Origin of the sequence: Streptomyces sp. NPDC001634 (genome assembly GCF_040298185.1) — a bacterium.
GTDB lineage: Bacteria > Actinomycetota > Actinomycetes > Streptomycetales > Streptomycetaceae > Streptomyces.
Window position 1 is genome coordinate 33,096 of record NZ_JBEOZU010000032.1, and the last position, 25,671, is coordinate 58,766.

General features: G+C 69.6%; 18 protein-coding genes and 5 pseudogenes. 8 read left to right on the forward strand and 15 right to left on the reverse strand.

Going from position 1 to position 25,671, the window contains the following annotated elements; all coding sequences use genetic code 11:
• Positions 1 to 40: 40 nt before the first annotated feature.
• The 6 genes from ABT186_RS22385 to ABT186_RS22410 form a co-directional block, all read right to left on the reverse strand.
• The gene (locus ABT186_RS22385) at positions 41 to 1,744 is read right to left on the reverse strand and encodes an allophanate hydrolase (protein WP_351926480.1); all 1,704 of its coding nucleotides are present in this window, start codon (positions 1,742 to 1,744) and stop codon (positions 41 to 43) included.
• Positions 1,745 to 1,749: 5 nt separating this feature from the next.
• On the reverse strand, positions 1,750 to 5,343 hold the full coding sequence (gene uca / locus ABT186_RS22390) for an urea carboxylase (RefSeq protein ID WP_351926426.1): 3,594 nt from the start codon (positions 5,341 to 5,343) through the stop codon (positions 1,750 to 1,752).
• Positions 5,340 to 6,140 (reverse strand): urea amidolyase associated protein UAAP2, encoded by an 801-nt coding sequence (locus tag ABT186_RS22395; protein ID WP_351926428.1) that lies wholly within the window; start codon positions 6,138 to 6,140, stop codon positions 5,340 to 5,342. The genes uca and ABT186_RS22395 overlap by 4 nt, the downstream gene beginning before the upstream one ends.
• 1 nt (position 6,141) lies before the next feature.
• Positions 6,142 to 7,053, reverse strand: coding sequence for an urea amidolyase associated protein UAAP1 (locus ABT186_RS22400; protein WP_351235067.1), 912 nt, complete (start codon positions 7,051 to 7,053; stop codon positions 6,142 to 6,144).
• 62 nt (positions 7,054 to 7,115) lie between these two features.
• Positions 7,116 to 8,720 (reverse strand): amino acid permease, encoded by a 1,605-nt coding sequence (locus ABT186_RS22405; RefSeq protein ID WP_351926430.1) that lies wholly within the window; start codon positions 8,718 to 8,720, stop codon positions 7,116 to 7,118.
• Between the two features lie 70 nt (positions 8,721 to 8,790).
• Positions 8,791 to 9,237 carry a hypothetical protein gene (locus ABT186_RS22410; protein ID WP_351235071.1) on the reverse strand — a complete coding sequence of 149 codons (447 nt, stop codon included), beginning with the start codon at positions 9,235 to 9,237 and terminating at the stop codon, positions 8,791 to 8,793.
• 602 nt (positions 9,238 to 9,839) lie between these two features.
• Between ABT186_RS22410 and ABT186_RS22415 the strand changes: the two genes are divergently transcribed.
• Entirely contained in the window at positions 9,840 to 10,862 is a 1,023-nt protein-coding gene (locus ABT186_RS22415; RefSeq protein WP_351235073.1) for an LLM class flavin-dependent oxidoreductase, read from the forward strand.
• Between the two features lie 762 nt (positions 10,863 to 11,624).
• Positions 11,625 to 11,909 (forward strand): hypothetical protein, encoded by a 285-nt coding sequence (locus tag ABT186_RS22420; protein WP_351926489.1) that lies wholly within the window; start codon positions 11,625 to 11,627, stop codon positions 11,907 to 11,909.
• 11 nt (positions 11,910 to 11,920) lie between these two features.
• Here the strand turns inward: ABT186_RS22420 and ABT186_RS22425 are convergent.
• Positions 11,921 to 12,459: pseudogene (locus tag ABT186_RS22425) on the reverse strand (transposase family protein); the annotation flags it as partial.
• Between ABT186_RS22425 and ABT186_RS22430 the strand changes: the two are divergent.
• Positions 12,400 to 12,693 (forward strand): hypothetical protein, encoded by a 294-nt coding sequence (locus tag ABT186_RS22430; protein ID WP_351235078.1) that lies wholly within the window; start codon positions 12,400 to 12,402, stop codon positions 12,691 to 12,693. The pseudogene ABT186_RS22425 and the gene ABT186_RS22430 sit on opposite strands and share 60 nt — an antisense overlap.
• A gap of 487 nt (positions 12,694 to 13,180) precedes the next feature.
• On the opposite strand, the gene ABT186_RS22435 is transcribed toward ABT186_RS22430, so the two are convergent.
• Positions 13,181 to 13,762 (reverse strand): substrate-binding domain-containing protein, encoded by a 582-nt coding sequence (locus ABT186_RS22435; RefSeq protein WP_351926432.1) that lies wholly within the window; start codon positions 13,760 to 13,762, stop codon positions 13,181 to 13,183.
• 18 nt (positions 13,763 to 13,780) lie between these two features.
• Between ABT186_RS22435 and ABT186_RS22440 the strand changes: the two are divergent.
• Positions 13,781 to 15,317: pseudogene (locus ABT186_RS22440) on the forward strand (ISL3 family transposase).
• Between the two features lie 60 nt (positions 15,318 to 15,377).
• Here ABT186_RS22440 and ABT186_RS22445 read toward each other — a convergent pair.
• From ABT186_RS22445 to sigJ, 4 genes and pseudogenes are all read right to left on the reverse strand, one after another.
• Positions 15,378 to 15,947, reverse strand: a complete 570-nt coding sequence (locus tag ABT186_RS22445; protein ID WP_351224457.1) for a DinB family protein — start codon at positions 15,945 to 15,947, stop codon at positions 15,378 to 15,380.
• Positions 15,948 to 16,002: 55 nt separating this feature from the next.
• Positions 16,003 to 17,123 (reverse strand): annotated as a pseudogene (locus ABT186_RS22450) (IS630 family transposase).
• Positions 17,124 to 17,266: 143 nt separating this feature from the next.
• Positions 17,267 to 17,635 carry a hypothetical protein gene (locus ABT186_RS22455; RefSeq protein ID WP_351926434.1) on the reverse strand — a complete coding sequence of 123 codons (369 nt, stop codon included), beginning with the start codon at positions 17,633 to 17,635 and terminating at the stop codon, positions 17,267 to 17,269.
• Between the two features lie 1,045 nt (positions 17,636 to 18,680).
• Positions 18,681 to 19,619, reverse strand: coding sequence for an RNA polymerase sigma factor SigJ (gene sigJ, locus ABT186_RS22460; protein ID WP_351224451.1), 939 nt, complete (start codon positions 19,617 to 19,619; stop codon positions 18,681 to 18,683).
• Between the two features lie 154 nt (positions 19,620 to 19,773).
• Here sigJ and ABT186_RS22465 point away from each other — a divergent pair, with 154 nt between their 5' ends.
• From ABT186_RS22465 to ABT186_RS22480, 4 genes and pseudogenes are all read left to right on the forward strand, one after another.
• A complete protein-coding gene (locus ABT186_RS22465; protein WP_351224449.1) occupies positions 19,774 to 20,874 on the forward strand; it encodes an LUD domain-containing protein in 1,101 nt (366 codons plus the stop codon).
• A 113-nt stretch (positions 20,875 to 20,987) separates the two neighbouring features.
• Positions 20,988 to 21,095 (forward strand): annotated as a pseudogene (locus ABT186_RS22470) (SAM-dependent methyltransferase); the annotation flags it as partial.
• Positions 21,096 to 21,396: 301 nt separating this feature from the next.
• Positions 21,397 to 22,335 carry a YcxB family protein gene (locus ABT186_RS22475; protein ID WP_351224447.1) on the forward strand — a complete coding sequence of 313 codons (939 nt, stop codon included), beginning with the start codon at positions 21,397 to 21,399 and terminating at the stop codon, positions 22,333 to 22,335.
• Between the two features lie 1,167 nt (positions 22,336 to 23,502).
• Positions 23,503 to 23,886, forward strand: coding sequence for a hypothetical protein (locus ABT186_RS22480; RefSeq protein WP_351224470.1), 384 nt, complete (start codon positions 23,503 to 23,505; stop codon positions 23,884 to 23,886).
• A gap of 64 nt (positions 23,887 to 23,950) precedes the next feature.
• Here the strand turns inward: ABT186_RS22480 and ABT186_RS22485 are convergent.
• The 3 genes and pseudogenes from ABT186_RS22485 to ABT186_RS22495 form a co-directional block, all read right to left on the reverse strand.
• A pseudogene (locus ABT186_RS22485) lies at positions 23,951 to 24,121 on the reverse strand (IS630 family transposase); the annotation flags it as partial.
• A 297-nt stretch (positions 24,122 to 24,418) separates the two neighbouring features.
• Positions 24,419 to 24,928, reverse strand: a complete 510-nt coding sequence (locus ABT186_RS22490) for a hypothetical protein (RefSeq protein WP_351224443.1) — start codon at positions 24,926 to 24,928, stop codon at positions 24,419 to 24,421.
• 201 nt (positions 24,929 to 25,129) lie between these two features.
• Complete coding sequence (locus ABT186_RS22495) at positions 25,130 to 25,546, reverse strand: SgcJ/EcaC family oxidoreductase (protein ID WP_351224441.1); 417 nt, start codon at positions 25,544 to 25,546, stop codon at positions 25,130 to 25,132.
• Positions 25,547 to 25,671: the final 125 nt, after the last annotated feature.

The following is a 25,671-nucleotide window of genomic DNA, read 5'->3' on the forward strand; positions in this document are numbered from 1 at the left end:
GCCCCATCCTGCCACCAGGCGTCCGCCCCACGGCCTCCGGTCACGCGGACGCCGTGTACGCCCGCCAGCCACCGAAGCGGGTGATGTCGGGCGCGCCCTCGACGGCGTACGGCTCGACGAGGAAGCCGCAGACCTGCCGCCCGTCGGCCAGTTCGACGGTGCCGATGGTCATCGGCGCGGGCACGGCGGCGGTGAACGCCCCGAACCCGGCAGCGGGCAGCCGCCAGATCTCGCCCTCGATGCCCGTCCGCGCGTCGCCGCCTGACGCCGTGGCGTGACTCGCCCCGGCGCCGGCGTCCCGCCCGCCCTCGGTGACCCGGAGCAGGCCGGGCTTGGGCGGCTCGGTGGCCAGGGCGTACAGCCGGTAGCCGCCTGCGGTGCGGGCCGGGCCGGTGAGGGTGCCGCCGGCCTGCACCAACTGGGCATTGAGGGGCTGACCGGTGAGGTGGGCGCCGACCACGAACAGGTCGAGCCCGGGATTGGCGAACCGCTCGGCCAGCGCGGCCAGGGCGCGGTCGGAGAAGGCCGGTCCGGTGAACATCACGCCGAACGGCAGGCCGTCCACGAACCCGGCGGGAACGGCGAGCGAGGCGCAGTCCAGCAGGTTGGCGAAGTTGGTGAACCGTCCCAACCGGGCGTTGGCGCCGACCGGGTCGGCCGCCACCTCGTCGAGGGTGGGATGCCAGGTGGTGGTCGGCGTCAGGAGAGCTGTACAGCCGTCGAGCACCGCGCGTCCGGCGGCGCCGAGCGCGGCGAGCCTGGCGGCGTCGGCGGCCCAGTCGGCGGCGGTCTTCTCCCGGCCTGCCAGCACGATGGCGGCGACGGTCGGATCGAGGTCCGCCCCGATGAGGTCGCGGTGCTTCTCCAGATGCGCGCCCACGGCGGCGTACCGCTCGGCGACGAACGCGCCGCCGTACAGCAGGTCCGCGGCCTGAAGCAGCGGGGTGATGTCGGTTTCGACGATCTCCGTCCCGGTGCCCACCAGGCGGGCGACGGCGGCGTCGAAGGCTTCGCGCCAGCCGTCGGCCATGCCGTTCAGATGCTCCCCGGCCGGTACGGCGATCCGCGGGCGCGCGGGGGGCGGCGGAAGCTGGGTGCCGGTGCGGGAGAGCGGATCGGCCGGATCGGGGCCTTCGACGAACTCCGCGGCGGTGCGGGCGAGTTGCAGGTCGCGGGCGAAGACGGTCACGCAGTCGAGCGTGTAGCAGGCGGGGACCACCCCGGTCACGGGCACCAGGCCCTTGGTGGGCTTGACGCCGACGATGCCGTTGAGGGCGGCGGGCACCCGCCCGGAGCCGGCCGTGTCGGTGCCGAGCGCGATGTCGGCGATGCCCAGCGCCACCGCGACGGCGGATCCGGAGGACGACCCGCCGGAGATGCGGGCCGCGTCCCAGGCGTTGCGCACCGCGCCGTAGGGGCTGCGGGTGCCGACCAGGCCGGTGGCGAACTGGTCCAGGTTGGTCTTGCCGAGCACCACCGCGCCGGCCGCGCGCAGCCGCGCCACCGCGGGCGCGTCGGCCTGCGGCTCGTAGGCGTACGACGGGGCGCCCGCGGTGGTGGGGAGGCCGGCCACGTCGATGTTGTCCTTGACGGCCACCACCAGGCCGGCCAGCGGCAGCGCCGGGTCGACACCGGCCGCCTCGGCGAGCACCTCTTCACGTGGCCTGAGGCGGATCCAGATCTCGGGCCGGCCGACGCCCTCGATGCGGTCGTAGGCGGCCTGGACGCGGGCGGCCGGTGTCATGGCGTTCATGCCCGCACCGCCGCGAGGATCTGGCCGGGGGCGACCTGTTCCCCGGGCTTGACGTAGATCTCCAGCAGTGTCCCGGCGGTGGGGGCGTTCACGGTGGACTCCATTTTCATCGCCTCCAGGGAGAGGATCGCATCGCCGCTCGCGATGGTGGCGCCCGGCTCGGCGGCGATCTGCCAGACGGTGGCGGTGTACGGCGCGGTGACGGGGACCGCCCCGTCCGGCAGGGTGACGGCAGCAGTGGCGGTCACGGGTTCGGGATCGTCGGTGCGGTCGAACTCTCCCGCGGCTCGCCAGCGTTCCTTCTCGGCCTCGAAGGCGGTGCTCTGCCGCCGGCGGAACGCGGCGATCGAGTCGGCCTCCGCGGCGAGGAAGGCGTTGTACTCGGCGATCGAGAAGGTGCCCTCCTCGGTCGGGAAGTCACCGCGCCCGGCGTCGGTCTCGGCCCGTAGTTCGAGCAGTTCCTCCGCGGTGACGGGATACCACTCGATGCGGTCGAAGAAGCGCAGCGCCCACGGCGAGTCCTGGAACAGGCCGCCCTTGCGGAACCGGTTCCAGATCTGCACGGTGCGGCCGACGAACTGGTAGCCGCCGGGGCCTTCCATGCCGTAGATGCACAGGTAGGCGCCGCCGATGCCGACGGAGTTCTCCGCGGTCCAGGTGCGGGCCGGGTTGTACTTGGTGGTCACCAGGCGGTGCCGTGGGTCGAGCGGGGTGGCGACGGGGGCGCCGAGATAGACGTCGCCGAGGCCGAGCACCAGGTAGGAGGCGTCGAAGACGGTGCGGTAGACGTCGTCGGCGGTCCGAAGGCCGTTGACACGGCGGATGAACTCGATGTTCCACGGGCACCACGGGGCGTCGTCGCGCACCCCGGCCATGTACCGCTCGATGGCGAGCCGGGTGGCCGGGTCGTCCCAGCTGAGCGGCAGCCGCACCGTGCGGGAGGGGACCACCAGTTCGTCGCTGGGCGGGACTTCGTCCTCCAGCTCGCGCAGCAGGGCGGTGAGGTCACGGGCCTTCAGCCGCCGGGCGTCGGTGTGGATCTGGAGGGAGCGGATGCCCGGGGTGACGTCGAGGACGCCGTCGGGCGCGTGGCTGGCGAGAGTCTCCTGCAGGGCGTGGACCCGCATCCTCAGGCCGAGGTCGAGGACCATGGGGCCGTACTCGACCAGGACGTTGTCGTCGCCGTCCCGGCGGTAGGTGACGGCGGGGCGGGCATCGGTGGCCTCCAGGCGGCCGAGTACGCCGTCGTCGCCGTCTCCGCCCGTGCTGATCAGCGTGGGGGAGGAGCGGCGGGCATCGAGGGCGGCCGCCTCGGCTTCCCTGACCGGTACGAAGCGGACGGTGTCACCGGGGCGGAGCTGGCCGAGCTTCCACAGTTCGCCGCTGGCGACCACCGCGGGGCAGACGAACCCGCCGAGGGATGGCCCGTCGGGGCCCAGGATGATCGGTGTGTCGCCGGTGAAGTCCAAGGCTCCCACCGCGTATGGCGTGTCGTGGATGTTGGAGGGGTGCAGCCCGGCCTCACCGCCGTCCTGGCGCGCCCACCGCGGCTTGGGCCCGATCAGGCGGACGCCGGTGCGGGCCGAGTTGTGGTGGACCTTGTAGTCAGTGGCGTAGAGGGTGTCGATGTCCTCGCGGGTGAAGAACTCGGGCGCCGCGTGCGGCCCTTCGGTGACACCGATCTGCCAGTGCGAGGTGATCGCCGGCCGGCGCTCGGGCGGGGTCGGGCCGCCACCGGCCGTCGCCGAAGCTCCGGGTCGCAGCACATCCCCGGCGCGCAGCGCCCGACCGCCGTGCCCGCCGAAGCCGCCGAGGGTGAACGTCGAGGCGCTGCCCAGGTATTCGGGTACGTCGATGCCGCCCCGGACGGCCACATAGGTGCGCAGACCCGGCCCCTGGCAGGCGCCCAGCACCAGGGTGCCGCCGGCCGGGACCGTGACCGGCTCCCACAGGGCTGCCGCGCTGCCGTCCACCGTGACCGGGACGGGAGCGCCGGTGACGGCGACCACGGTGGCGGCCGAGAAGCGCAGGGACAGCCCGCCCGCGGTGACCTCCAGGCCAGGCACCTGGGCCGGGTTGCCGACGGCCAGATTCGCCTCGGCGAAGGAGACGGTGTCGAAGGGGCCGCTCGGCGGTACGCCCACGTGCCAGTAGCCGAGCCGGCCCGGAAGGTCTTGGACGGTGGTCATCGCGCCCGGCACCAGGACGTCGATGCGCGGCTCGGGGTCGGCCGTGGTGGCGAGCGTGCTGGTACTGTGCACGGCCTCGCGCACCTCGCCCCGCGAGGTCAGCTCGCGCAGCAGGCCCAGGTTGGTGACGATGCCATCGATCCGGCTCGCGGCCAGGGCCTGGCCGAGCACGTCGAACGCGGCCTCCCGGGCGGGGCCCTTCGCGATCACCTTGGCGAGCATGGGGTCGTAGTACGGCGAGACCTCCAGACCGGTTTCGGCAAAGCCGTCGACGCGCACGCCGGGCATGTGGTCGGCGCCCTGGCCGGGGAAGACCGCCCGGGTGATCAGGCCCGAGGACGGCAACGAGTCCTTGCCGGGATCCTCGGCGTAGACGCGAGCCTCCACGGCATGGCCGGAGGGCGTCCACTCCCGCTCGAACACCGCTTCCTCGACCGCGCCGTCGCGGGCCAGGGCGAGCATCAGTTCGACGAGGTCGACGCCGTACGCCTCCTCGGTCACCGGGTGCTCGACCTGGAGGCGGGTGTTGACCTCCAAGAAGGCGGCCTCCTCGCGCACGGGGTCGTAGACGAACTCCACGGTCCCCGCACCCCGGTAGCCGACCGAGGCGAGCAGCCGGCGCGAGGAGTCGTGCAGCAGTGCCCGCACATGAGGAGGCAGGGCCGGGGCCGGGGCCTCCTCGATCACCTTCTGGTTGCGGCGCTGCAACGAGCAGTCCCGGTCGCCGAAGACGGCGATCCGGCCGGTGCCGTCGCCGAAGACCTGCACCTCGACATGGCGGGCGGGGCGCACGAGGCGCTCCAGGAACACCCCGGCGGACCCGAAGTTGGACTCCGCGAGCGCCGCGACGCGCGCGAAGGCCCCGCGCACCTCATCGGCGGTGGCGCAGGCCTGCATGCCGATGCCGCCGCCACCGCCGGTGGCCTTGACCATCACGGGCAGCCCGATCGAGGAGGCCGCGGTGACAGCCTCCTCGGCGCTTGCAAGCAACTCCGTCCCGGCCAGTAGCGGCACTCCGGCGGCCTTGGCCAGGGCGCGCGCGGTGTGCTTCTCACCGAAGGCGGTGATCTGGTCGGCGGTCGGTCCCGCGAAACGCAGACCGGCCTCCTCCACGGCACGGGCGAAGACGGTGTTCTCGGAGAGGAAGCCGTAGCCGGGGTGGATGATGCCCGCGCCATGGGCGAGCGCGGCCTCGATGATCGCCTCCCCGCGCAGATAGGACGCTCGGGCGGGCGCCGGACCGAGGCGGACCGCGTGATCGGCCTCGCGGACGTGCGGGGCGGCCCGGTCGGCGTCGGAGAAGACGGCGACGGTGCCCAGGCCCATCCTCCTGGCGGTGCGGATCACACGGCGGGCTATCTCACCGCGGTTGGCGACGAGAACGGCGGTGGGGCGGCTCACGCGCCCTCCTTCGCGGTGCGAGCGGCTTCCGCGGACCGTGCGTCGACGTCGACCGGTGCCGGCTCCACGACGATCATTCGCAGCGGAGTGGGGTTGAAGTCGTTGCACGGGTTGTTCATCTGCGGGCAGTTGGACACCATCACCAGCACATCTGTCTCGGCGCGCACCGCGACCCGGCGGCCCGGCGCCGACATGCCGTCCACGATGCCCAGCGCGCCGTCCGCCTCGACGGGCACGTTCATGAACCAGTTGAGGTTGGAGACGATGTCCCGCACCCCGAGGCCCCGCCGCCCGGCCTCGGCGAGGAAGTTCTCCCGGCAGCCGTGCTGGAACATCACATGATGGCCGTAGCGCAGGGTGTTGGACTCCTTGCCGCACGCGCCGCCGATGGTGTCCTGGCGGTCGACCTCGTTGGCGACGACGGTCATCATCGGGCGGCCCTCGCTGCTGCGCAGCACGGTGCCGGTGCGCACATAGGCGTTGCCCTGCCAGGCCAGGGTGTCGGGGACGCTGTAGCGCTCCTCGGGATCGTCGGCGTTGTAGAGCAGACAGTCGGCCGACTGGTTGCCGCCGACGTCGACGATCGTCAGGACGTGCCCCGTCCGCACCACCGCCGACCAGGGCGCGTTGGGGGCCACCGTCTCGTCCAGGACGACTTCGCCTTCGACCAGGCTCGCACCCCAGTCCAGGGGGGAGCCCTCCGCGTGGACGGCGCCGACCGGGACGGTGGAGGCGACCGTGCCGCCGGCGGCGGTCGGGGAGCTGACGGGCGTGGTCTCGGTCCGTGTGGTCGCCATGTCACAGCCCCCGGGCTTCGCAGTAGTCGACGGTGTTGAGGTACGCCCGGTGCAGTTCCGGAGTCGCCGTGAACCGCGGCTCGTCTCGGCCGGTCGGGGCACCGCGCCAGGCGTGCACCCGCAGTGGGCCGACCACATAGCCGGGACGAGGGTCCAGCGGATGGGCGGCATTGGCGACCAGCACCAGCAGGGGCATCTCCGCGACGAGTTCGACATGCGTGCCCGCCCCCGCGCTGCCCTGCCAGGCCAGGGTGCCGTCCGGCTCGACGCGCACGCCCTGGAAGAAGGAGAGACTGGGCGGCAGATCGCGCCGGCTCAGACCGTGCTTGGCGGCCGCCTTGAGGAAGAGCCCGCGGCCGGACGGCGACGGCCCCTCGGGGCGGGCGTCACCGTACTTGCGCTCGTTCCAGGCGTCGGTGGTGGTGCCGCAGAAGGCGTCGTGCCGGCCGGAGGAGTCACCGCTGACCACGGCCAGGACCCGGCCGTCGCCGGAGAGCAGTGGATGGTTCTGGCCCGGATACGCCTGCCACGGCACCTTCTGGGTGTCGGCGACGTTCAGCCGCTCCACCGGCTCCAGGGCGTTGAAGAGCAGCAGGTGGGCGCAGGCGTCACCGCTCGGGTCGTCGAAGCGCAGCCGCGTACCGCGGGCGAGGACCTTGTGCGTGTAGCCGCCGGGTGCCACCGTCTCCGCCCACACCAGGGTGGCCGCGTCCACCCCGGGCGGGCAGTACGGGCTGTCCGACGCGGGCAGGTACGGCATCCACGCGCCGGCCTGCCCGCCCTGGGCGCGGGCGTCGTCGCGGGCGCTTCGGACGCTGTCGGTCAGGTGCAGATCACGGGCGCGGGCGGGAGCCTGCCCGGTCGGGTGGCGGCCGTGCTGCGGTACGGCCGTCGAGCTCTCGGTGGTGGTCATGGATGTCCCGTCGTCCCTTCGTCGGTACGTCATCGATGCGTCCCCTCGCGTCACACGGGCCCTCAGGCGGGCTCGGCGACGGCCTGCGCGTCCAGGGGCGGCTCGGTGTGCGTGTGCGGTACGTGCCTCAGTTCGATACGGCGGTGCAGCCGGCCGGCGAGGAAGTAACCGGCACCGGCGGCGAGGCTGAGCCCGATGAACAGCGGGGCACTCCACCGCAGCCACCACGTGCCGCCGGTGAGGTCGTAGATCTCCGCACGGGGCCAGATCAGATTGACCGTCATGCCGGCCTGGTAGAGCACGGCGAGCGTGTTGACCGCCACTCCCCACCGGCCCAGCGAGAACAGGGGCCGGCCGGTCTCGTCGACGCCCGTCGGCAGCCCGCCGCTGCCCCTTCGCCGGATCCGGGTGACCAGCAGGGGCACCGTCACGCCCAGATAGGCCAGGTACAGCAGGGCGATGCACAGACTGGACAGGGCGGTGAAGATCGCCGACTGGCGGATGTTGACCACGAGCGCGATCGCGGCGCCGACGCCCACCACGATCGACGTGGTGATCGGCGTACCGGTGCGGGCCGATACCTTGCCGAGGCGCCGGTGGAAGGGCAGGGCGCCTTCGCGCGCCATGGAGTACATCATCCGCGCCCCGGAGGTCTGCACGGCCAGGGTGCAGGCGAACACCGCGACTGCCACGCAGCACAGCAGCAGGCGGCCCAGAACCCCGCCGAGCCGGTCGGTGAGCACCCAGGACAGACCACCGGCTGCCAGTTTTCCGTCGGTCAGGCTGCGCGCCGCCATCAGCCCCGACAGGATCAGCAACGCGCCGCCGACACCCGAGGTGATCAGGGCCCGCAGGATGGTCCGGGGAGTGGTCCGGCGCGGGCTGTGGGTCTCCTCCGCCAGCTCGCCCGCCGAGTCGAAGCCGACCATCACGTACGCCGCCATCAGTGAGGACGCGAGGAAGGCCCCGAAGTAGCCGCCGTGACCGGCCCAGCCGGTGGGGTGGGCCACCACCTGCGGACCCCGCTCGGGCAGGAAGAACAGGATCAGCACCAGTGCGAGCACGCCGATGATCTCGACCGTGACGCCGAAGCTGGTGGCGGCGGCCATCTGGCGGATGCCCAGGATGTTCACCACCGTGGTGATGACCAGCAGGACGCATCCCAGCAGGACCGCGTTCTGCGCCCCGGTCGGGGAGCCCACCGACGGATCGGCGCCCGGACCGCCGACGATCTGGAACCCGGACCAGATGCCCGGCAGCACCGCCTGTGCCGCGATCGCGGCCGCCGCGACCGTGAGTATCTGCCCGATGATCATGATCCAGCCGACGAACCAGCCCGTCGTGGTGCCGGCCAGCCGGCTCGACCACTGGTAGATCGCCCCGGATATGGGCCAGCGCGCGGCCAGTTCGGCGAAACACAGTGCGACGAGCAGTTGGCCCGCGAAGACCAGCGGCCAGGTCCAGAAGAACGCGGCGCCGCCGAGACCGAAGCCCAGCCCGAACAGCTGGAAGACGGTGGTGAGGATCGACACGAAGGAGAACCCCGCGGCGAACGACGCGAAGCTGCCTACGCCGCGGCGGAGTTCCTGTTGGTAGCCGAAGAGGGCGTGGCCGGTCGTGCCACCGCCGCCAGGGTCCTGCGCAAGGGGGAGTTCGGGCCGGCTCATCGCCGCACCTCCGATCGGTCGACAGATACCTGTCGCTTGATAGGTATTGCGATCGTCGGCCGGACCGGTCTCACACCCGAGTCCGGGGAGTTAACTTCGTGTATCCGCGGGACCGCCTCGGAGATGGCTGCGTGCCGGCACTCTGCGGTGTCCCCACAGCGGACCCTCCCGCGCGAGACGCGGGATCGGCTCCGGCGTCTCCTCCGTTCTCGGCGGCCGACCGGGGCTCTTGTGTGTGGGGGCACTTGCCGGCGATCAGCTCTCGGTGCCGGCGCAGCAGCGTCGCTGGGGTGACGAAGAAGCTGCTCCAGCTCTGTCTGGGCAGCAGACGCGACAGGGCCGCCAGCAGGGCCCGGTCGGCCGGTTCCAACCTCGGTTCACCGAGCAGGCGTTGGAGCACAGCGAGCTGCTGCCGCAGCACCAGCAGTTCGACGTCCTTGGCGGCGTTGCCCGGCAGCCGCAGGCCCGCCGGCTCCAGCGACCCGCGCGTCAGCGGACAGATCCATGAGCACCGCATGGATCTCGATCACGCCCCGGTCCATCACCGTCCCGCAGAGAAACGTCCTGATCAGGGGCCCGAACTCGGGTTTTCACGCGGGACAGGCACGCTCGGCCGGCCGGATGCGACTGGGCCCCGGCCATTGCCGTTCGGGGCCTTGCTCCTGAGTGCGGCGCGGGCGAGCCGCCGGTTGTCCGTCCCCTGGCACGGCCGCATGATGGGGACGAAGGCAGCCTCTGCCGGCACCGGCAGGCCTTCGTCGCATTTGTCCCCGGTGTCTGTCCGGAACGCCGACTCGTATGGCCACGAGGTCAGTGCAGCGGTGCGGTGCTTGCCGGAATGAGCGAATTGGGGTCACTCCCCAGACGCAACGCCTGCATGCTGCCCGCTCAGGCACGCATCCTCGGCGGCGGGTGAGTCTCCCCGTCCGACCGGTGACTGTAGGTGGCCCCGAACACCTGGCACCTCGCCGGCCTGCAGCGCCGGCTCGGGCCGCCGGCGTGGGCGACCCGGCTCCGACTCCCGCACCCGGCTCCTGCCCGGCACTCCGGCACAGCCGACTTGATCACAACGTGCCGGCTCCGGGAATCAAAGGCGGTCGCCGGAGGCTGTGAACACATGTGAAAAAGATAGGTTTCCTCTCGTTCGGCCACTGGTCGCCGAGTGCACACTCCAAGACCCGGTCCGCCGCCGACTTCCTGCACCAGTCCATCGATCTGGCGGTGGCGGCCGAGGAGCTCGGCGTGGACGGTGCGTACTTCCGCGTGCACCACTTCGCGCAGCAGGCGGCCAGCCCGTTCCCGCTGCTGTCGGCCATCGGTGCCCGGACCTCGAAGATCGAGATCGGCACCGGTGTGATCGACATGCGTTATGAGAATCCGCTGTACATGGCCGAGGACGCCGGTGCTGCCGACCTCATCTCCGGCGGCCGACTGCAGCTCGGCATCAGCCGTGGATCACCGGAACAGGTGATCGACGGCTGGCGTTACTTCGGTTATACCCCCGCCGAGGGCGAGACCGGCACGGACATGGCCCGCCGGCACACCGAGGCCTTCCTTGAGGTGCTCGAGGGCAGGGGCTTCGCGCAGCCCAACCCACGCCCGATGTTCCCCAACCCGCCGGGGCTGCTGCGCATCGAGCCGCACTCGCAGGGGCTGCGCGAGCGGATCTGGTGGGGCTCCGGGTCGAACGCGACGGCCGTCTGGGCCGCGAAGCTCGGGATGAACCTGCAGAGTTCCACGCTGAAGGACGATGAGACAGGCGAACCGTTGCATGTCCAGCAGCGCAAGCAGATCGAGGCGTACCGCGAGGCGTACAAGGAGGCGGGGCACGCGCGAGAGCCACGGGTGTCGGTCAGCCGCAGTATCTTCGCCCTGACCAATGACTTGGACCGGGCCTATTTCGGCCGCGACCGCAACTCGCGAGACCAGGTCGGCATGATCGACGACACGACCAGGGCGATCTTCGGACGCTCGTACGCCGCCGAGCCGGACGTGCTGGTGAAGCAGCTCCGGGAGGACGAGGCCATCGAGGCCGCGGACACCCTGCTGCTGACCATCCCGAACCAGCTCGGGGTCGACTACAACGTCCACGTGATGGAGAGCATCCTCACCCACGTGGGACCGGAGCTCGGCTGGCGCTGAGTGTCGTCTCCCGGCCTGTGCCCGGTGCGGGCCGGGCCGCCACTGTAGTCGTCACGCCCCGACGCGGCAGGTCGAGGTCCTCGTCACCGTATCGGGGCCTGAGGAGTTGAAGGCATGGCTCGTGCAGCACGCCGAGGCGTCGGCGGCACAGCGCGCCTCGTGGCCGCCAGACGTGTACCGGGGCCTCCTGGGCATGGCCACCCGCGCCGCCCCTGGGTTCGATCGGAGACGAGAAGACCTACACTGGTCTGCTCGCCCTGGAGTCCTGAAGTTCCTTGGCATTCTCGTGTTGTGCTTGTCGTTGGGCGCATTCCTGCTCGCCGCACATTTGGGCCCCCGTATCTCCCTTCGGATCCGGCCTATCCGGGTGGCCGTCGTTGCCCGGCCAGGTGCGGCCCCGGCGACGACGGTGGGCAGGACTCGTTTGCCACGCCCCACGCATGACCGTGCCACAGGTGCCTCCATAACCCAGCAGGACGACTTGCCGGCCCAGGACGCATCTCTGCTGCGTGTCGGCAACAAGCAACACCACGTCGAAAAGATCCGCAGAGATCGCGGCGTCGGATTCATGGATTGAGGCCGCATTCTCACCGAAGCCAAAAACTCAACAGACGTCCCTGAGCAGCGGCCTCACTGCGTCACAAGTTGGAGCCGCCCCTGCGCGACCACGACCGTATCGTCAGCGGTCAACTCGCCCCTCGGACAGAATCGTTGACGATACGGTGACGAGGGCCTCGACCTTACGGTTGCGGTCCTCGTTTTGTGTTCGTAGCTGATGGTGATGCCCAGGGCTTCGTAGAGTGGGCCTTTCTTGTCGGCGTCACCTGCGTGGATGCGCTGTGCAATGGCTCCAAGACTCTCGGCGATCTCTCGGATCTGTTGAGCGTCGAGTGGGGCTTCCTTCTTCCTGGTGACCGTGGGGCGCGCGTCAAGTTGCTTCCGCGCCGCCTTGTTGTCTCGCTGCGCCTCGTTGATCCACTGGCGTGGCTGAGCGCTTCGATGGTGGCGGCGAGCCGGTCGGGGGCGAAGGCCCGGGCGATCCACTGATCCAGAGCCTTGCGGTCGCGCATCAGGAATCGGGCCTGGCTGGCGGCGTCCTGGAGGTCCAACGAGGAGGTTGCGTCCGAGCTGCACGATCCTCCCCCAGCTACCGCTGGGAGGTGCCCCCATCGCGGTGGGGTGAGCGGTGGCGCCGAGGATCCGGATGCGCCGTGTCGGGTGCTCGATGACGGCGAAGACGTAAAGACGCGCCCCGGTCAGGGTTCGGGTCTCGAAGAAGTCGCAGGCGAGCAGCGCGTCGGCCTGGCCGCGCAGGAAGTCGGCCCAGGTCGTGCTCTGCCGTTCGGGCGCGGGTGGGATGCCGTGCTCGCGGAGGATCTCACGGTGGAGGCGATGACCTTGATGCCCAGCGCCGCGAGTTCGGCGTGGATCCGGCGATAGCCCCACGTGGAATTCTCGTGGGCCAGGCGTAAGACCAGGGCGCGGATCGACCGGACCGTGGGTGGCGTCTGCGCCGCTTCGACACACAGGTGGCGGCATGTCGTCGCTTGAGCAGGTTGCGATGCCACCGCATGATCGTGTCCGGGCGTACCAACACCAGGAGTTGGCGCAGCTTCTCCCTTGGGAGGTGGTGGAGCAGGCCGGCGAGGACAGCGCGGTCGGTGTCGGTGAACGTGGGCTTGCCGACCTGGCGTTGCAGTACGAGCAGTTGGTGCCGCAGGGCAAGGATCTCGATGTCTTTGTCCCGGTCGCTCATCGGCAGCAGGCGCAGGAGCGACAGGGTGTTGGTCGCGGCGAGGCAGGCCAGGCGCAGAAGCACGACAGATCATGATGCCGTCCGCGTCTGTGCACGTGAAAACATCGGAGTGGTCGGCGAGCGCGACCTGAGGTTAGTCGATCAAGCACTCCACCTGGGTGGAGGAGTTATCGGCATCCGCAATGACCGCGACCGAACGTGAGCGCGCCTTCGACCGGTTCTGGCGGGCCGCTGGCAACCACAGTGACGGCTCCGGACCGGGACTGCTCATCGTGCGCCGGCTCGCAAGGGCGGGGGCGGTGACATCACCCTCCATGAAGCGCCCGGCGGTGGCATCGACGCCGTTGTCCGGCTGCAACCGGCGCCGGCGGTCGGGGACAGGTTTCACGACCGCCGCCCCCGCCCGGCCAGGCGGTTCGCACCGCCTCCGGTACGCGCACGGTGAGAGAGGTACCACACAGCCCGGGGTTCCATCGAGCGCAGCCGAGGCGTGCGGTGCGGACGTCCCGGGGCCCTGCCTGCGTCAGGCAGGGCCCCGGGACGTCGGAGCTCTCAGAGATGGCTACTTGAGCTCGGCGTTGGTGTAGTAGCCGCTCACGACCAGAACGTACTCGTAGTTGCTCTTGTCGACGCTCGTCGGCTCCAGCAAGTAGGCGGGTACGGCCTTGACGCCGTTCTTGTAGGTCCTTCTGTTGTTCACCTTCGGCGGTCTGCCGTTACGTATGTCGTCGATCATGTCCGAGGCGGCTTCTCCGAGCAGGCGGAAGTCCTTGTAGACGGTCTGCGCCTGCTCACCCGCGATGATCGACTTCACCGAGGCCAGTTCGGCGTCCTGACCGGTGACGACCGGGAGGGGCTTGCTGCTGGAGCCGTAGCCGTCCGACTTCAGAGCGGCCAGGACGCCGATGGAGATGCCGTCGTATGGCGACAGGACCGCGTCGACACTCTTGCTCCTGTACGACTCCGCGAGGATGGCCTCCATGCGCTTCTGCGCGGTGGGCCCGTCCCAACGCAGGGTGGTGACCTGCTTGAGCTCGGTCTGGCCGGACTGGACGACCAACTGCTTCTTGTCCAGGTACGGCTGCAGAGGGTCTGTCAAACGAACGGCTCTGGCCCGTAGTCGGTGGTGACGTTGAGTAGCCATCCGCGATCATGATCTTCGATGGATGGCAACTCCCTTATAGACATGGTGTTTTCCGGGCTGTCGGTGCTGGCCGTCGAGGACGTGGCGGACGGCGGCGACGCGGTAGTGATCACGGCCCGCACCCCGGATGTGGCGGTGCCGTGTCCGGTGTGCAGGACGCCGACAGCAAAGGTGCACGGGTGCCACGGCCGGACGGGTGACGGACGTGCCGGTCGACGGCCGCAAGGTCGTCGTCCACTTGCGTGTACGGCGGCTGGTCTGCCCGGTCCTGGGCTGCCGGCGGCAGACCTTCCGCGAGCAGATTCCTGGACTGCTTGAGCGCCATCAGCGCCGCACGGTGCGGCTTGCCGGGCAGATATCACAGGTGGCGCGGGAGTTATGCGGACGGGCGGCCGCCCGCCTCGCCGGTCTGCTGGCCATGCCCGTCTCCCGCAGCACCGCGCTGCGTCATCTGCGGCGCCTGCCCCTGCCGCAGCAGGCGGTCCCGCGGGTGATCGGCGTGGACGATTTCGCCCTGCGCCGCCGCTACCGCTACGCCACGATCATCACGGATGCTGAGACCGGCAGACGCGTTGCGGTCCTGCCCGACCGCGAGGCGGCCACCCTGGAGTCCTGGCTGCGGGAGCACGGCAGTGGTGTCGAGGTTGTGTGCCGAGACGGATCGGCCACCTACGCCGAGGCTGTCCGCCGTGCCCTGCCCGACGCGGTGCAGGTCAGCGACCGATGGCACCTCTGGCGCAACCTGTGCGACAAAGTCCTGCTCGAGGTCCGCGCGCCCGCCGGCTGCTGGGCCACCAGCAACCCGCCCCGCCCCGGCGGAGTACGCGAGCAGACCACCCGCGAACGCTGGAACAAGGTTCACGATCTCCTCGGCCAGGGCGTCGGCCTGCTCGACTGCTCCCGCCGACTGAACCTGGCCCTGAACACCGTCAAACGGTATGCCCGCATGCCCGAACCCCAGGCCCTGCGCATCGCCCCCGCCTACCGCCCGACCCTCGTCGACCCCTACCGCGACCACCTCCGCGAGCGGCGCCAGGCTGACCCCGCAGTCCCCGTCACCCAACTGCTCCGCGAAATCCGAGAGTTGGGCTACAGCGGCAGCGCCAACTTGTTGGTCCGCTACCTCAACCAGGGGCGCGCCGAAGGCGACCGCCCCGTCACCACCCCACGTCACGCCAGCCGCCTCCTGCTCACCGACCCCGAGAACCTACGCCCGAAGGAAACGACCCTGCTGGAGAAGATCGCTGCGGCCTGCCCGGAGATGACCGCACTTGCCGATCTCCTACGCGGCTTCGCCACCCTGCTGAAACCGGCCGAGGGCAACGACGTGAAACTCACCGAGTGGATCACGACCGCCCGGGCCATCGACCTGCCTCACCTGCGCAGCTTCACCAACGGTCTCGAAATCGACCGATCCGCCGTGAACGCCGGCCTCACCTTGCCCTACCACAACGGCCGCACCGAAGGCGTCAACACCCGCACCAAGAGGATCATGCGACAGATGCACGGACGCGCCGGAATCGACCTCCTCCGCCACCGCATCCTTCTGCCCTGACCGCTACTCGGCGTCACCACCGACTACGGGCCAGAGCCGAACGATTTACAGTCCCCTCGGTCAGTCCGATCGCGCTGCTTCCCACCTCCATGAGGTTTGACGAGGGAGGCCGTCGAGGTCCCCGCGGCCGGTGCACCAGAGAATTACCTGGGTGGGGTCTCCGGGCGGGGCGGCGGGGAAGAGCCGGTTGAGTACGGCTGCGCTCAGCGATGCTGGTGGTAGCCAGTTCACGGACAATCCCTGCGTGATGTCGTGGGTGTGCAGCAGGGTTTCGGCGACGCCCATCGCTGCGAACCCCTCGGGGTCGCACGGACCCCAGTGCCAGGCACGCAGGGCCGGGTGGGCCGTGGCCAACGCGCTGCTGAGCAGCCCGCCGCAGGCGGTGACGGCTTGGAGCACCTCAGCCGGTGAGGCGGTGGGGCGGATGTTCAGGTCGAAGGGAAGGTAGGCGTCGGCGGGCTGTGCTGCCAGCTGCCCTGCGTAGGCCAGCAGGTCATGGCCGATGTGCGCTGCTGTTTGCCAGCAGGTCCATTCAAGCGGCCCCGCCGGCACTGTCCAGTCCTCTGCGGTATGGGGGCTGAGTATCCGCAGCATCTCTGCCACGGCGGCGTCGACGTCCTGGTGGTCCATGCGGAGCTCCTTGCGGTTCGTGCTGTACGGCTGGGCTGTGCCGGTAGTCGTTCGTTCACGCTGCCAGGCACCTGGCACGTCCGCCCCAGCGGGTGCCCTTCTCGCTGCGGATACGGGCGCGTTCTTTGCGCTGGGCGGCGAGCACGTCGGGGTGGCGGGCGTTGGCGTTGCGCCAGCGCAGGTAGCGGTGCAGGGCCCGGGTTTGCGCGGGGTGGCTGCGGTGGTCGGAGTTGGCGAGGGTGAACTGCCGCAGCGGGCCGAAGTGCGCCTCGATCGGGTTGGCCCAGGAGGCGTAGGTCGGGGTGAAGCACAGCTCGACCTTGTTCTTCTTCGCCCAGTGGCGGATGTCGGCGCCGGTGTGGGCGGAGAGGTTGTCCAGGATGATGTAGATGGGGGCGCCGTCGGGCCGGGCCGCGCGGATCGACTTCAAGGCGGCGAGGCTGTTGGCGGTGCCTTTGCGGCGGCGGTTGACGCCCCACAGGGTGTCGTCGCCGACGGCGTAGCAGCCGTGGAAGTAGGTGACGCCGTGGGTGCGGTGGTAGGTCGCTGGCAGGCGGTTGGGCTTGCCCTGCTTCGCCCAGCAGGAGCCTGCGGTGGGCCTGATCCCGAGAGGGCCGAACTCGTCGAAGGCGAAGACCCGGTCCGGGAAGCGTTCCAGCACCTGCTCGATCCGGTCGAGTTTGGCGTCGCGCTCGGGGCCGGGTGACTCCTTCCACGTCTTGGTGCGCTGGAAGGTGACGCCGCGGCGCAGGAGCAGGCACCGTAAGGCTTCCCGGCCGATACGGATGACGCGTCCGTGCACGCGGCGCAGGTAGGCGGCGAGTTTGCGGATCGACCAGCGGGTCAAGGGCTGGCCCAACTTGGTGGGGCGGGTGGTAGCCGTCTGGATGACGAAGTCCTCGTCGTCATCGCTGAGCAGGCGGGGACGGCCTCCCGCCCATCGAGGGTCCAGGCAGGCCAGGCCGATCTCGTTGAACTTGTGGATCACGTCCCGGACGGTGTCCTCGTCGGCCTGGACCAGCTGGGCGATCACCGGGACGCGGTTTCCGCCCGCGGAAGCCAGCAGCATCATCGCCCGCCGGTAGCGCACCGAACTGGTGCTGCCCGGCGCACGATCTGCTGCAGCTTCTGCCCTTCCTGGTCGGTCAGTCTGCGCACTCGCACAGGCTCGGCCACTCACGCCTCCAGCGGTCGGAACGGACGTCACCACCCATCCAACCGCTCCATCCACCAACCCGGCGAACCCTCCTGGTCACAGCACTAGCGGTGGGAACGTGAGGTGTGCTTCTCCCGCGTCACAGCTTCTGGGGGCGCGTCGTTCAGGGCACGATGTGGAACGTGAGTTCGGTGGTCGTACTGTCCACGGTGTGCCCGTGCACGTAGCCACGGCTTGCCGCGTAGCTCCCCGTGCCGCCGTTGATCGAGAGGTTGAAGTCGCGGGGCGGCGGGGCGTAGGGGGCAAAGCCCTGGACCGTGATGTCACCGTCGCTGAGGGCGAAGGTGATGAGGCACTGCAGAGTGCCGGTGCTCGCACCTGCCTCGAGGCTGACAATGGTGCAGCCTCCGCCACCGGAGCCGACCCTCTGGTCGTCGCGATAGAGGTCGTTGGCGAGCGTGAACCCGTTGCCCTGGGCATCGCCCGAGCCGTTTGGTGTGAACTGAGTGGTCTTCGCAATCAGTGACAGCACCTGCTCTCCCTGTTGGCCGTCGGCCAAGGACGAGGCACCAGCAGCTGAAGCCAGCGGAGCGGAGAACACGACCGCACTCACGGCCGCCACGGAACTCCGACCGAGCAATCCGAAATTACGCATGCCGAGACACTCCTATCAGATCGTGGGTAATGCGGCACTTCCGGCCGTGTGACTTCCGTCTCTCGGCGTCCAAGTTGATCACGAATAGATCGATGTACTGAGGAGCCTCACGGTGTCGTTCGGGTGGTAATCAGGGCCTGAGGTTCCCCTGCGGAAATACCCGTGGGCGCGCGCCTGGCTGTTCACCGCCGTGTCCGACCCACACGATCCGAAGGATCAGGGCACCGGCTTTCCGGTCGAGCAGTACCGGACTGGCTGTGCCGGTTTCTGAGGGAGTCGTTTCGGTGTGACTTCGGGAGTCGTTTTGCGGCCCCTGCCACCGCAGCCCGCGCCAATTCCCCCTCCTCCCCAACCTGTTCAGACTCACTACGCAACGCGCGCCCGGAGACGAGGCCCTGCATGCGGCCCTTGACGAGATCGGATACCGGCGTCGTCCGCCAGCGGCACGAGAGCGGCACCGCGCTGGGCGAACTGGCCGACGCGGGACACGCCACCGACCTGTAGGCCGCCCGTTCGCCCAGCAGATGAACCAGCTCACCCTGGTCCTGGACAACTACCAGGCCGCTGTACGACGCACCGGGGTGTCATCGGGGGCCGTTGACCATGCGGGGCCCGCACTCGGGCCCCGCCCCCTCCCCGTCACCGCGAACCCGTAACGCCGTAACGCCGGCCGGGAACCGCACCGGTCCGCCCGCTCTGGAAGGGCATCCTTCATGCCCGGAAGCGCTTTGCCGCTGCACTGTCTCGGCGCCCCGCTGACCGCGCTCGCTGCCCGGCACCCGCCCGGCGGCCGCCTTCACCGCCTCGCCCGAGCCCTGTGCCAGACCGCCAGCGAAGCAGCTGGGGAGTGTTTGAGATGTGGGCCTCGGTGCGGGTTGGTGCTGGTCACGATCCGATCCCTGCGGTGTGTTCGGATCGCTCCTCAGCTGATCCGCCAGGGACGGAGCTTCTTGGGGTTTCGCACCGCCCAGATATGCCTGATCCGGTCGCCCGCGATCTCGAACGCGAACACGGTTGCGATGTTGCCGTCCTGCTGCGCCACCAAGCCGGGCAGGCCGTTGACCGTGCACTCCAGGAACGTCGTGCGGTCGCCCGACACACGGGCGATCTCGGCGTAGGCACGTGCGATCTGCTCACCGCCCACGATCGGGTGCAGGTGGGTGACGGCCAGCCCGCCGCCGTCGGCGGTCGCGGTGGCGTCGGGGTCGAGCAGGCTGATCAGGGCGTCGATGTCCTTGGCCTCCCACGCCGTTTTGAACTGCCTGACGATGCCGGCCTGCCCGGCACTCGCGCCCGCCGGGGTCTGCGCAGTGCGGATGCGACGGCGGGCGGACGAGGCCAGTTGGCGGCACGCCGCCGGTGTGCGGCCGACGATCTCGGCGACCTCGCCGAAGGGGTAGCGGAAGACGTCGTGCAGGACGAACGCGACGCGCTCGGCCGGGGTCATCGAATCGAGGACGACCAGGAAGGCCATCGTCACCGACTCGTCGAGGGTGACCCGATCGGCCGGGTCGATCCCGCCGACGCCGGAGCGCCCGTTGATCCACTCCGTGGGCTCGGGCAGCGGTTCCGGGATCCAGTCGCCCACGTATGTCTCCCGCCTGGCCCGCGCCGAGCCGAGCAGGTTCAGGCAGATGCGGCCGGCGACCGTCACCAGCCATGCGCCGGGCGACTCGATGGCCTGCTGCTCCCGTGCGGACATGGCGTACCAGCGGGCGTAGGTCTCCTGCACGACGTCCTCGGCGTCGGCAAGGGACCCGAGGAGTCGATAGGCGAGGTTGATCAGCCGGCGCCGCTCGCTCATGATCGCGCTGAGGCCCGGATTGCTCTGATCGTCGCCGGGCTCGCCGCTGGTGGTCATGGTCTGGCCTTCTCCCTCGCTCGCTCGCCTCCGTGGCTCTACCCGTTACGACAAAACAGCGCACCGGAATGTGAGGCCGACGCGCCGCCTCACATTCCGAAGGGCTGCGTTGTCGTACCGGTGAGGACGACAACAAGACGGAGAGGGGACTCCGATGAACGACTTCCGGGCCATCGCGGACCGCGTCGAGATCGAGGCACTGCGCGGCGAGTTCACCGACGCGGCGATGATGCGTGACCGACCCCGCCTGGCGTCGCTGTTCACACCGGACGGTGTCCTGCGCATGCCCAACATTCCTGTCGAGCAGGTGGGCCGCGAGGAGATACTTGCCGGGGGCGAGCGGCTGCAGAGCCAGTGGGACTTCTTCGTACAGAACACACACCCCGGCACGATTCTGCTCGACGGCGACACCGCGACCGGCCGCGCCTACATCCAGGAACTCGCCCGCGCCCTCGACGGACGCCAGGGTCTGAACTACGCCGTCTACCACGACCGTTACCAGCGCACCGCGGAGGGCTGGAAGTTCGCCGAGCGGGTGTACGAGGTCAGGTACCTCGACACCTCCCCGCTGGCGGGCACGGCGCCCCACGCGGCGCAGGGCTCCGGGACCAACCCGGCAGACGCCACGGCCACCCCGGTTCCGGCCGCATCCTTCGCCGACCCGGCATCGGCCGAACGACTGGAGCGGGTAGCCGCCGCGCTGTGTGCCAACGGCTTCGCCGCCGAGATCCTCGACGACGCCGCGGCCGCGCGCGCCCGCATCAAGGACCTGGTCCCCGAGGGCGCCAGTGTGCTCACCGGAGCCAGCGAGACCCTCCGGCTGTCCGGCATCGACGAGGACATCAACGCCAGCGGCCGGTACGACGCCATCAGGCCGCGTGTCCTGGCCATCGACCGTGCCACCGGCGCCGACGAGATCCGAAGGCTGGTCGCCGGCCCCGAATTCGTCGTCAACAGCGCCGCCGCGGTCACCGAGACCGGCTCGCTCGTTCTTGCCTCGGGCAGCGGCAGCCAACTCCCTGCCAACGCGGGCGGCGCCGCCCACGCGGTCTGGATCGTCGGCGCGCAGAAGGTGGTGCCTGATCTGAGCACAGCGCTGCGCCGCGTCGAGGAGCACGCCCTCCCGCTGGAGAACGCCCGCGCCCAGGCGGTGTACGGGATGCCCAGCGCCGTCAACCGCCTGCTCATCCTCAACGCGGAACCCCGCCCAGGGCGCGGCACCGTGCTGCTTCTCCGAGAGGCCATCGGATACTGACCCGGCCCAGGGTCCGTGTGACTCACGGGCTCAGAGTCAGTCGTTGATGGCGGCGATCCGGACGGTGGCTTCGTAGCGGACTGCCAGCTTTATGCCCCTACGAAAGTCAAGCAGTGGACCTGATCGAGCAGGCTGGACTGCGCCCGGTCGCCGAACTTCGGCTCCCTGCAGATGAGCAAAGCGGGCCGGGTCTGGTCGTCATGGCCAAGCAACCCGGCTGAGAATCAGGCGCCGGAAGCGGCTCAGGGTCCAGTGCCGGGACCCAACACCTGGCGCCTACCGCTATTTTCCGTTCGGATACTCCCCAGGGGCCGATCGTGGCCTGGCCCCGCCAATTCGGCCCGGAGTCCTATTGGGCTCGCGTGGGACGGGCTTGGTCCTGTCGAGGTGCCCGTACACCGTCGACCGCGGCACTCCCAACGCTACGTGACCTCGATGACGTACGGTGCCGACCACGCCAGGTCGCCGGAGCGGCTGATAAAGCCTCTACGATCCGGTTGATCACCGAACCGGGGAGGGGACATGACCGAGGGCCGGGAAACAGACGCGGTCGCCGAGAGACCGGTGGAGCTGGCCTACCGGCCGACCGTCGGCGAATTGGCGTCCGCGCTGCGGGCACGCGCGAGGAGCACCGGCGCGGGACGCCTTCAGAGCGGGGCGCTGGTCTGGACGGTGGCGGTCACGACCGTCGGCGCCCTGCTGTCGGCGGCCGGCTCCGGCCACCGGGACACACGGTGGTCGCTGTATGCGGGGGTGGTGGTCTTCGTCGCCTTCATGACTGCGGTGCCGTGGTTGCAGGCGCGCCGCCTCCACCGGCTCGCCGAACGGCAGGGGGACATCCGCGGGACGGTCGACGACACCGGGGTCCGGCTCACCACCGCGCACAGCTCGGTCAGCCACGACTGGCACCTCTACTCGCGCTATGTCGAGACGCCGGAGCTGTTCGTGCTTCTCAGCGCCGACAAGTCCGCCGTCGGCTTCGGCGTCCTGCCCAAGCGGGCCGTGGCGGACCCGGAGGAGGTGGACCGGCTGCGGGCGGTCCTCGACCGGCGGCTCGTGCGCGCGGACGATGCCGAGGCGCCCGGAAGCCCGCGGAGCCGGGGCCGGGCCGTCGGCCGCGGGGTCGGCTCCGTCGGACTGTTGCTGCTGGGGCTGCTGCTGTTCTTCTTCGCCTTCGCCGCCGTCCAACACGCCGCGCACCCGGACCGCTTTCCCGGGATCCAGAACAACACCGCCCCGATATCGGCCGTCATGCTGGGGCTGGGGGCGCTTGCGGTCGCCGGGGCTTGGTGGCTCGTACGGCGGATGACGGCCATGCGGATCGTGACCGCCGTGCTCGCCGTCCTTGTCCTGCTGGCCGGTGGCGCCGCCCTGTACCGCGTTGGGCCGATGCTCCACTGCTGGGGCTCGGACCGGATCGCCCGCGGGCCCGAGGGCGCCTACGTCTGCTACGACTTCTGAGCGGGCCACGGTATCCGAGCGGGCCTGGAGATCATCTCTCGACGGCGGGCCGCGGAAGCCGCGCAGTCAACAGGGCGGTAGGAACCGTGTCAGTGCGCCACGAGGCGCTGTTTGTTTCGGACGGAGGTGGAAGACCACCGTCGACTCGCCGTCGTAGCGGCGAGATGAAGCTGGAGGCAGCCTGAACCGGGGATCGCCGGCGAGGGCGAGAGCAGCCTCGACAAAGTCGGGTCGGCCCAGCACTGCCGGATGGGTCGGGCCCCGTGAGCGAGACGGGAAGGTATACGCGAGGAACCGGGGTTGTTACCCTCTTGAGTTCTTGCCAGCTCCAATCCGGCGGATATGGGCTGGTCAGCGGCGCGCAACCGCCCGGAAGGGCGGTGAACTCCCGGTCCGGTATTGACAGCTTGGGCCGGGAGGCCACGACGAAGGTCTACGACGTAATCGTGGCGAGGGCGCAGGGGCAGAGCCGGGTGCCTAACCCGTCAACCGAACAGCAGAGAACGTGGGAACCGCTCGTGCCCGCTCCCCGCGATCCGGTCAGCCAGGCCGAACGTGGAAGTCGCCCAACGCTTGCTTCGGATTCGCTGGGAGGCTCGTGGCATAGGACGAACAGCCCGTCAGCCGCGCCGAATCGTGGCAAGCCACCAGAACAAGTAACTCCACGACGACGCCGGACGACTTATCCCCGAGACCCGCCAGTACCTCGACGCCGTCGAGGCCGATTGGCCACGCGATAAACCCGGTCGACCTCTTCTACTCGATGCTCGAGCGCTACCCCGAGCGTCTCGGTGCGCCTGTTCTATGAGTCAGCTCACGAGCGCTGTACCTCGCACAATACGGCAGCAACCCATGGCAGAGCCTCGTAGCGGCCTGGCTGTACTCAGGCTGAACTCGCCGTGTCCCTGGGCTCGTGACGGTTCTTGACCGTTGCGGTAGGAGGTCCTCATGCGGTACGCGCATGGTGGTGGGCTGACGCCCACGGAGGCGGTGCAGCCCCGGCCGTGCGGTTGGGCGTCAATTGTCGGACAGCCGGCAGGCAGCGCCGGGATTGAGGCGGCTGCCGAAACGGGGGCCTGGGCCGGAAAAGATCGTCCGCAAGCTTCAGGGACAGTGGAGACTGTGGGACGGTTCTTCCCGATGTGATCAGGAGCCTCAGTGGACGACATGGAATTCGCCGAAGCCATAGAGTCAGTCCTGCGGGACCTCCAGGCAGAGTGCGCGGTGCAGCCGCACATACGTACGGACGACAGGTTCGGGATCACGCTCTGGGCCCCCGACGGTTCAGGCCAGGGCCTGACACCACATCCGGATGGCACCGCCGCAGAGTTGCTCGTGCACCTGGCAGATCAGGTCCAGGACTGGGCGGTGGAGGCACTGTGGTCCGAAGGTGCATCGGCGGTCTGGCCACAGTGCCCGACACACCCGGACACGCATCCGCTGACGGCGACTGTCCGCACGGACACGGCGGTGTGGGTATGCCCGAAGGGGGGAATGACGGTGGCGCGGATCGGGGAACTGGAAAACCGGACACGGGCACCTCACAGGTGAGGTAGCGATCCGTCCAGGCCCCACTGGACCCTTCGATGAGCCACTGGAACGTGCACGTTCAGATGTTCCAGCACCACACCACCGGGGTGCCGAGCTGCGCGTGGGTCATGACGATCAGATCGCGGTACTGGCGCCAGGAGAACGCCTTCGGCTCGCCCCGGCGGCCGTGCCAGATGCGCAGCTTGAAGAAGAAGCGGGGCCGGTGCCCAGCGCGGTAGCAGACCACCCCGGCGATACCCGTCTGTCAGGCCAACTTCCCAGGTGATGCGGGAGGTTGGAAAGGCTCATTGAGAGGAAGTCGGAGATTGTCCGGGGTCACCGCTGAGCGCATCCGATACTCTCGCGCAGTGGCCCCGGACAGCAGCGCCAGCGGGCTCCGCGATGGCCGCCCACGCCGAAGACGAGTGCGACGCTCCATGGCTGCGGGGCTACTGGCTGGTCAGGGGCGGGCTACGAGCTTCCAGGCGCACCACATCACGGATGGCCCGCGCCGTCCAACAGTGGGACGTCGTTGCCCGCCCTCAGTCGCTGATCAGCTGCAATGCACGTACATACCGCTGGTGCTGTAGCTACCGTTGGAGAAGTTCCACGTCGGGGTCTGCCCCGAGCACGAGTGACCGCCGGCGGTGAAGTTCATGTTGCCGTAGTACAGGCGGGTGTTCGAGACGTTGGGGGCCACCTTGATGAACCCCGAGTCCCACCACCAGCTGTTGAGGTTGGGGAGAGGCGCGTTGGTGTTCGCGCTGTAGGACGAGCTGGACTTCACGTCGATCTGGCCGCCGTGCCAATTGCCGTTGACGTAGTTGGTGTTCCAGAGGTTGACCTCGGTGTACGCAACCTCGTTGCTACTGTTGCAGTAGTTCCAGGCAAGGTAGAAAGAGCCGATTGTCCGCGAATTTACCGTGATGGCCTGAGACGGGCCGAGAACGGAGGCGCAGGAGCCGGCTTGGGCCGTTCCGGTGCCTACAGCGGCGAACGTGAGACTGCCGGCGAGGATGGCGAGCGCAGCGGATGCCGCGCGCATTCGGGTGCTGATCTGCATGATCCCCTCCCATGGGAGTCTGTGGGGTGACTGAGTGAGCCTCTTCCTCTGAGGGGGCTCACTGAGGCGTGGCCGCCGACCAGAGCGAGTGGCCCGAGCCTGGTGGTCGTAGAGGGAAGGGGAGACTCCCCCTGGCCGGGTCGACCCGAAAGCGCCCCTCATCCGCGGCGATGGTCGAGGGGTGCCAGGTCGGCCGCAGCCTCAGCCATGGTTCATGACCACCGGGGAGTTCTGGTAGGCCGCAAGCAGCCATTTGCCGTCCTGCCGGGTGAGCACCCAGCTCGCGACCACGAGGCGGTCTTGCGGCACCTCGGTTTCGCCCGGGAAGAGGATGCCGGTCTCGCTGACGACCACGGCGGCGTCGTCGCTGAGGAAACGGATGTTCAGTACCTTGTCGGTAGTGGTCGAGCCCTTCAGGAAGGTGCTGAAGCCGACCTTCATGCTCTCGCGGATCTCTTCCCGGGACTTTCGGTAGGACCCGGGCAGAATCGCGCTGGCGTCCTCGGTGTACTCGGCGACGAACGCATCAGCATCGCTGGCATTCCAGGCTTCGTAGACCCCCTTGAGCACGTTGCGGATGGCGGTCTCGTCCGCTGCACGCGTCTGGTTCGCAGTCAAGGTCTTCCTCGCTTCGTCGTACCGGTACAGATCGCCGCGGCCTGCGGCTCACCGGGAGTCGTCTGCGCTCCGCAGATAGATACCGGCGGCCGGGCCAGAACTCATCGCGCCCGCGGAGATTCCTT

Excerpts from the sequence above, each read along its gene's own strand:
- ABT186_RS22385 (WP_351926480.1), bottom strand. The coding sequence starts at position 1,744 with ATGACACCGGCCGCCCGCGTCCAGGCCGCCTACGACCGCATCGAGGGC.
- ABT186_RS22395 (WP_351926428.1), bottom strand. The coding sequence starts at position 6,140 with ATGGCGACCACACGGACCGAGACCACGCCCGTCAGCTCCCCGACCGCC.
- ABT186_RS22400 (WP_351235067.1), bottom strand. The coding sequence starts at position 7,053 with ATGACCACCACCGAGAGCTCGACGGCCGTACCGCAGCACGGCCGCCAC.
- ABT186_RS22405 (WP_351926430.1), bottom strand. The coding sequence starts at position 8,720 with ATGAGCCGGCCCGAACTCCCCCTTGCGCAGGACCCTGGCGGCGGTGGC.
- ABT186_RS22410 (WP_351235071.1), bottom strand. The coding sequence starts at position 9,237 with ATGCGGTGCTCATGGATCTGTCCGCTGACGCGCGGGTCGCTGGAGCCG.
- ABT186_RS22430 (WP_351235078.1), top strand. The coding sequence starts at position 12,400 with ATGTCGTCGCTTGAGCAGGTTGCGATGCCACCGCATGATCGTGTCCGG.
- ABT186_RS22435 (WP_351926432.1), bottom strand. The coding sequence starts at position 13,762 with ATGGCTACTCAACGTCACCACCGACTACGGGCCAGAGCCGTTCGTTTG.
- ABT186_RS22445 (WP_351224457.1), bottom strand. The coding sequence starts at position 15,947 with ATGGACCACCAGGACGTCGACGCCGCCGTGGCAGAGATGCTGCGGATA.
- sigJ (WP_351224451.1), bottom strand. The coding sequence starts at position 19,619 with ATGACCACCAGCGGCGAGCCCGGCGACGATCAGAGCAATCCGGGCCTC.
- ABT186_RS22465 (WP_351224449.1), top strand. The coding sequence starts at position 19,774 with ATGAACGACTTCCGGGCCATCGCGGACCGCGTCGAGATCGAGGCACTG.
- ABT186_RS22475 (WP_351224447.1), top strand. The coding sequence starts at position 21,397 with ATGACCGAGGGCCGGGAAACAGACGCGGTCGCCGAGAGACCGGTGGAG.
- ABT186_RS22480 (WP_351224470.1), top strand. The coding sequence starts at position 23,503 with ATGGAATTCGCCGAAGCCATAGAGTCAGTCCTGCGGGACCTCCAGGCA.
- ABT186_RS22490 (WP_351224443.1), bottom strand. The coding sequence starts at position 24,928 with ATGCAGATCAGCACCCGAATGCGCGCGGCATCCGCTGCGCTCGCCATC.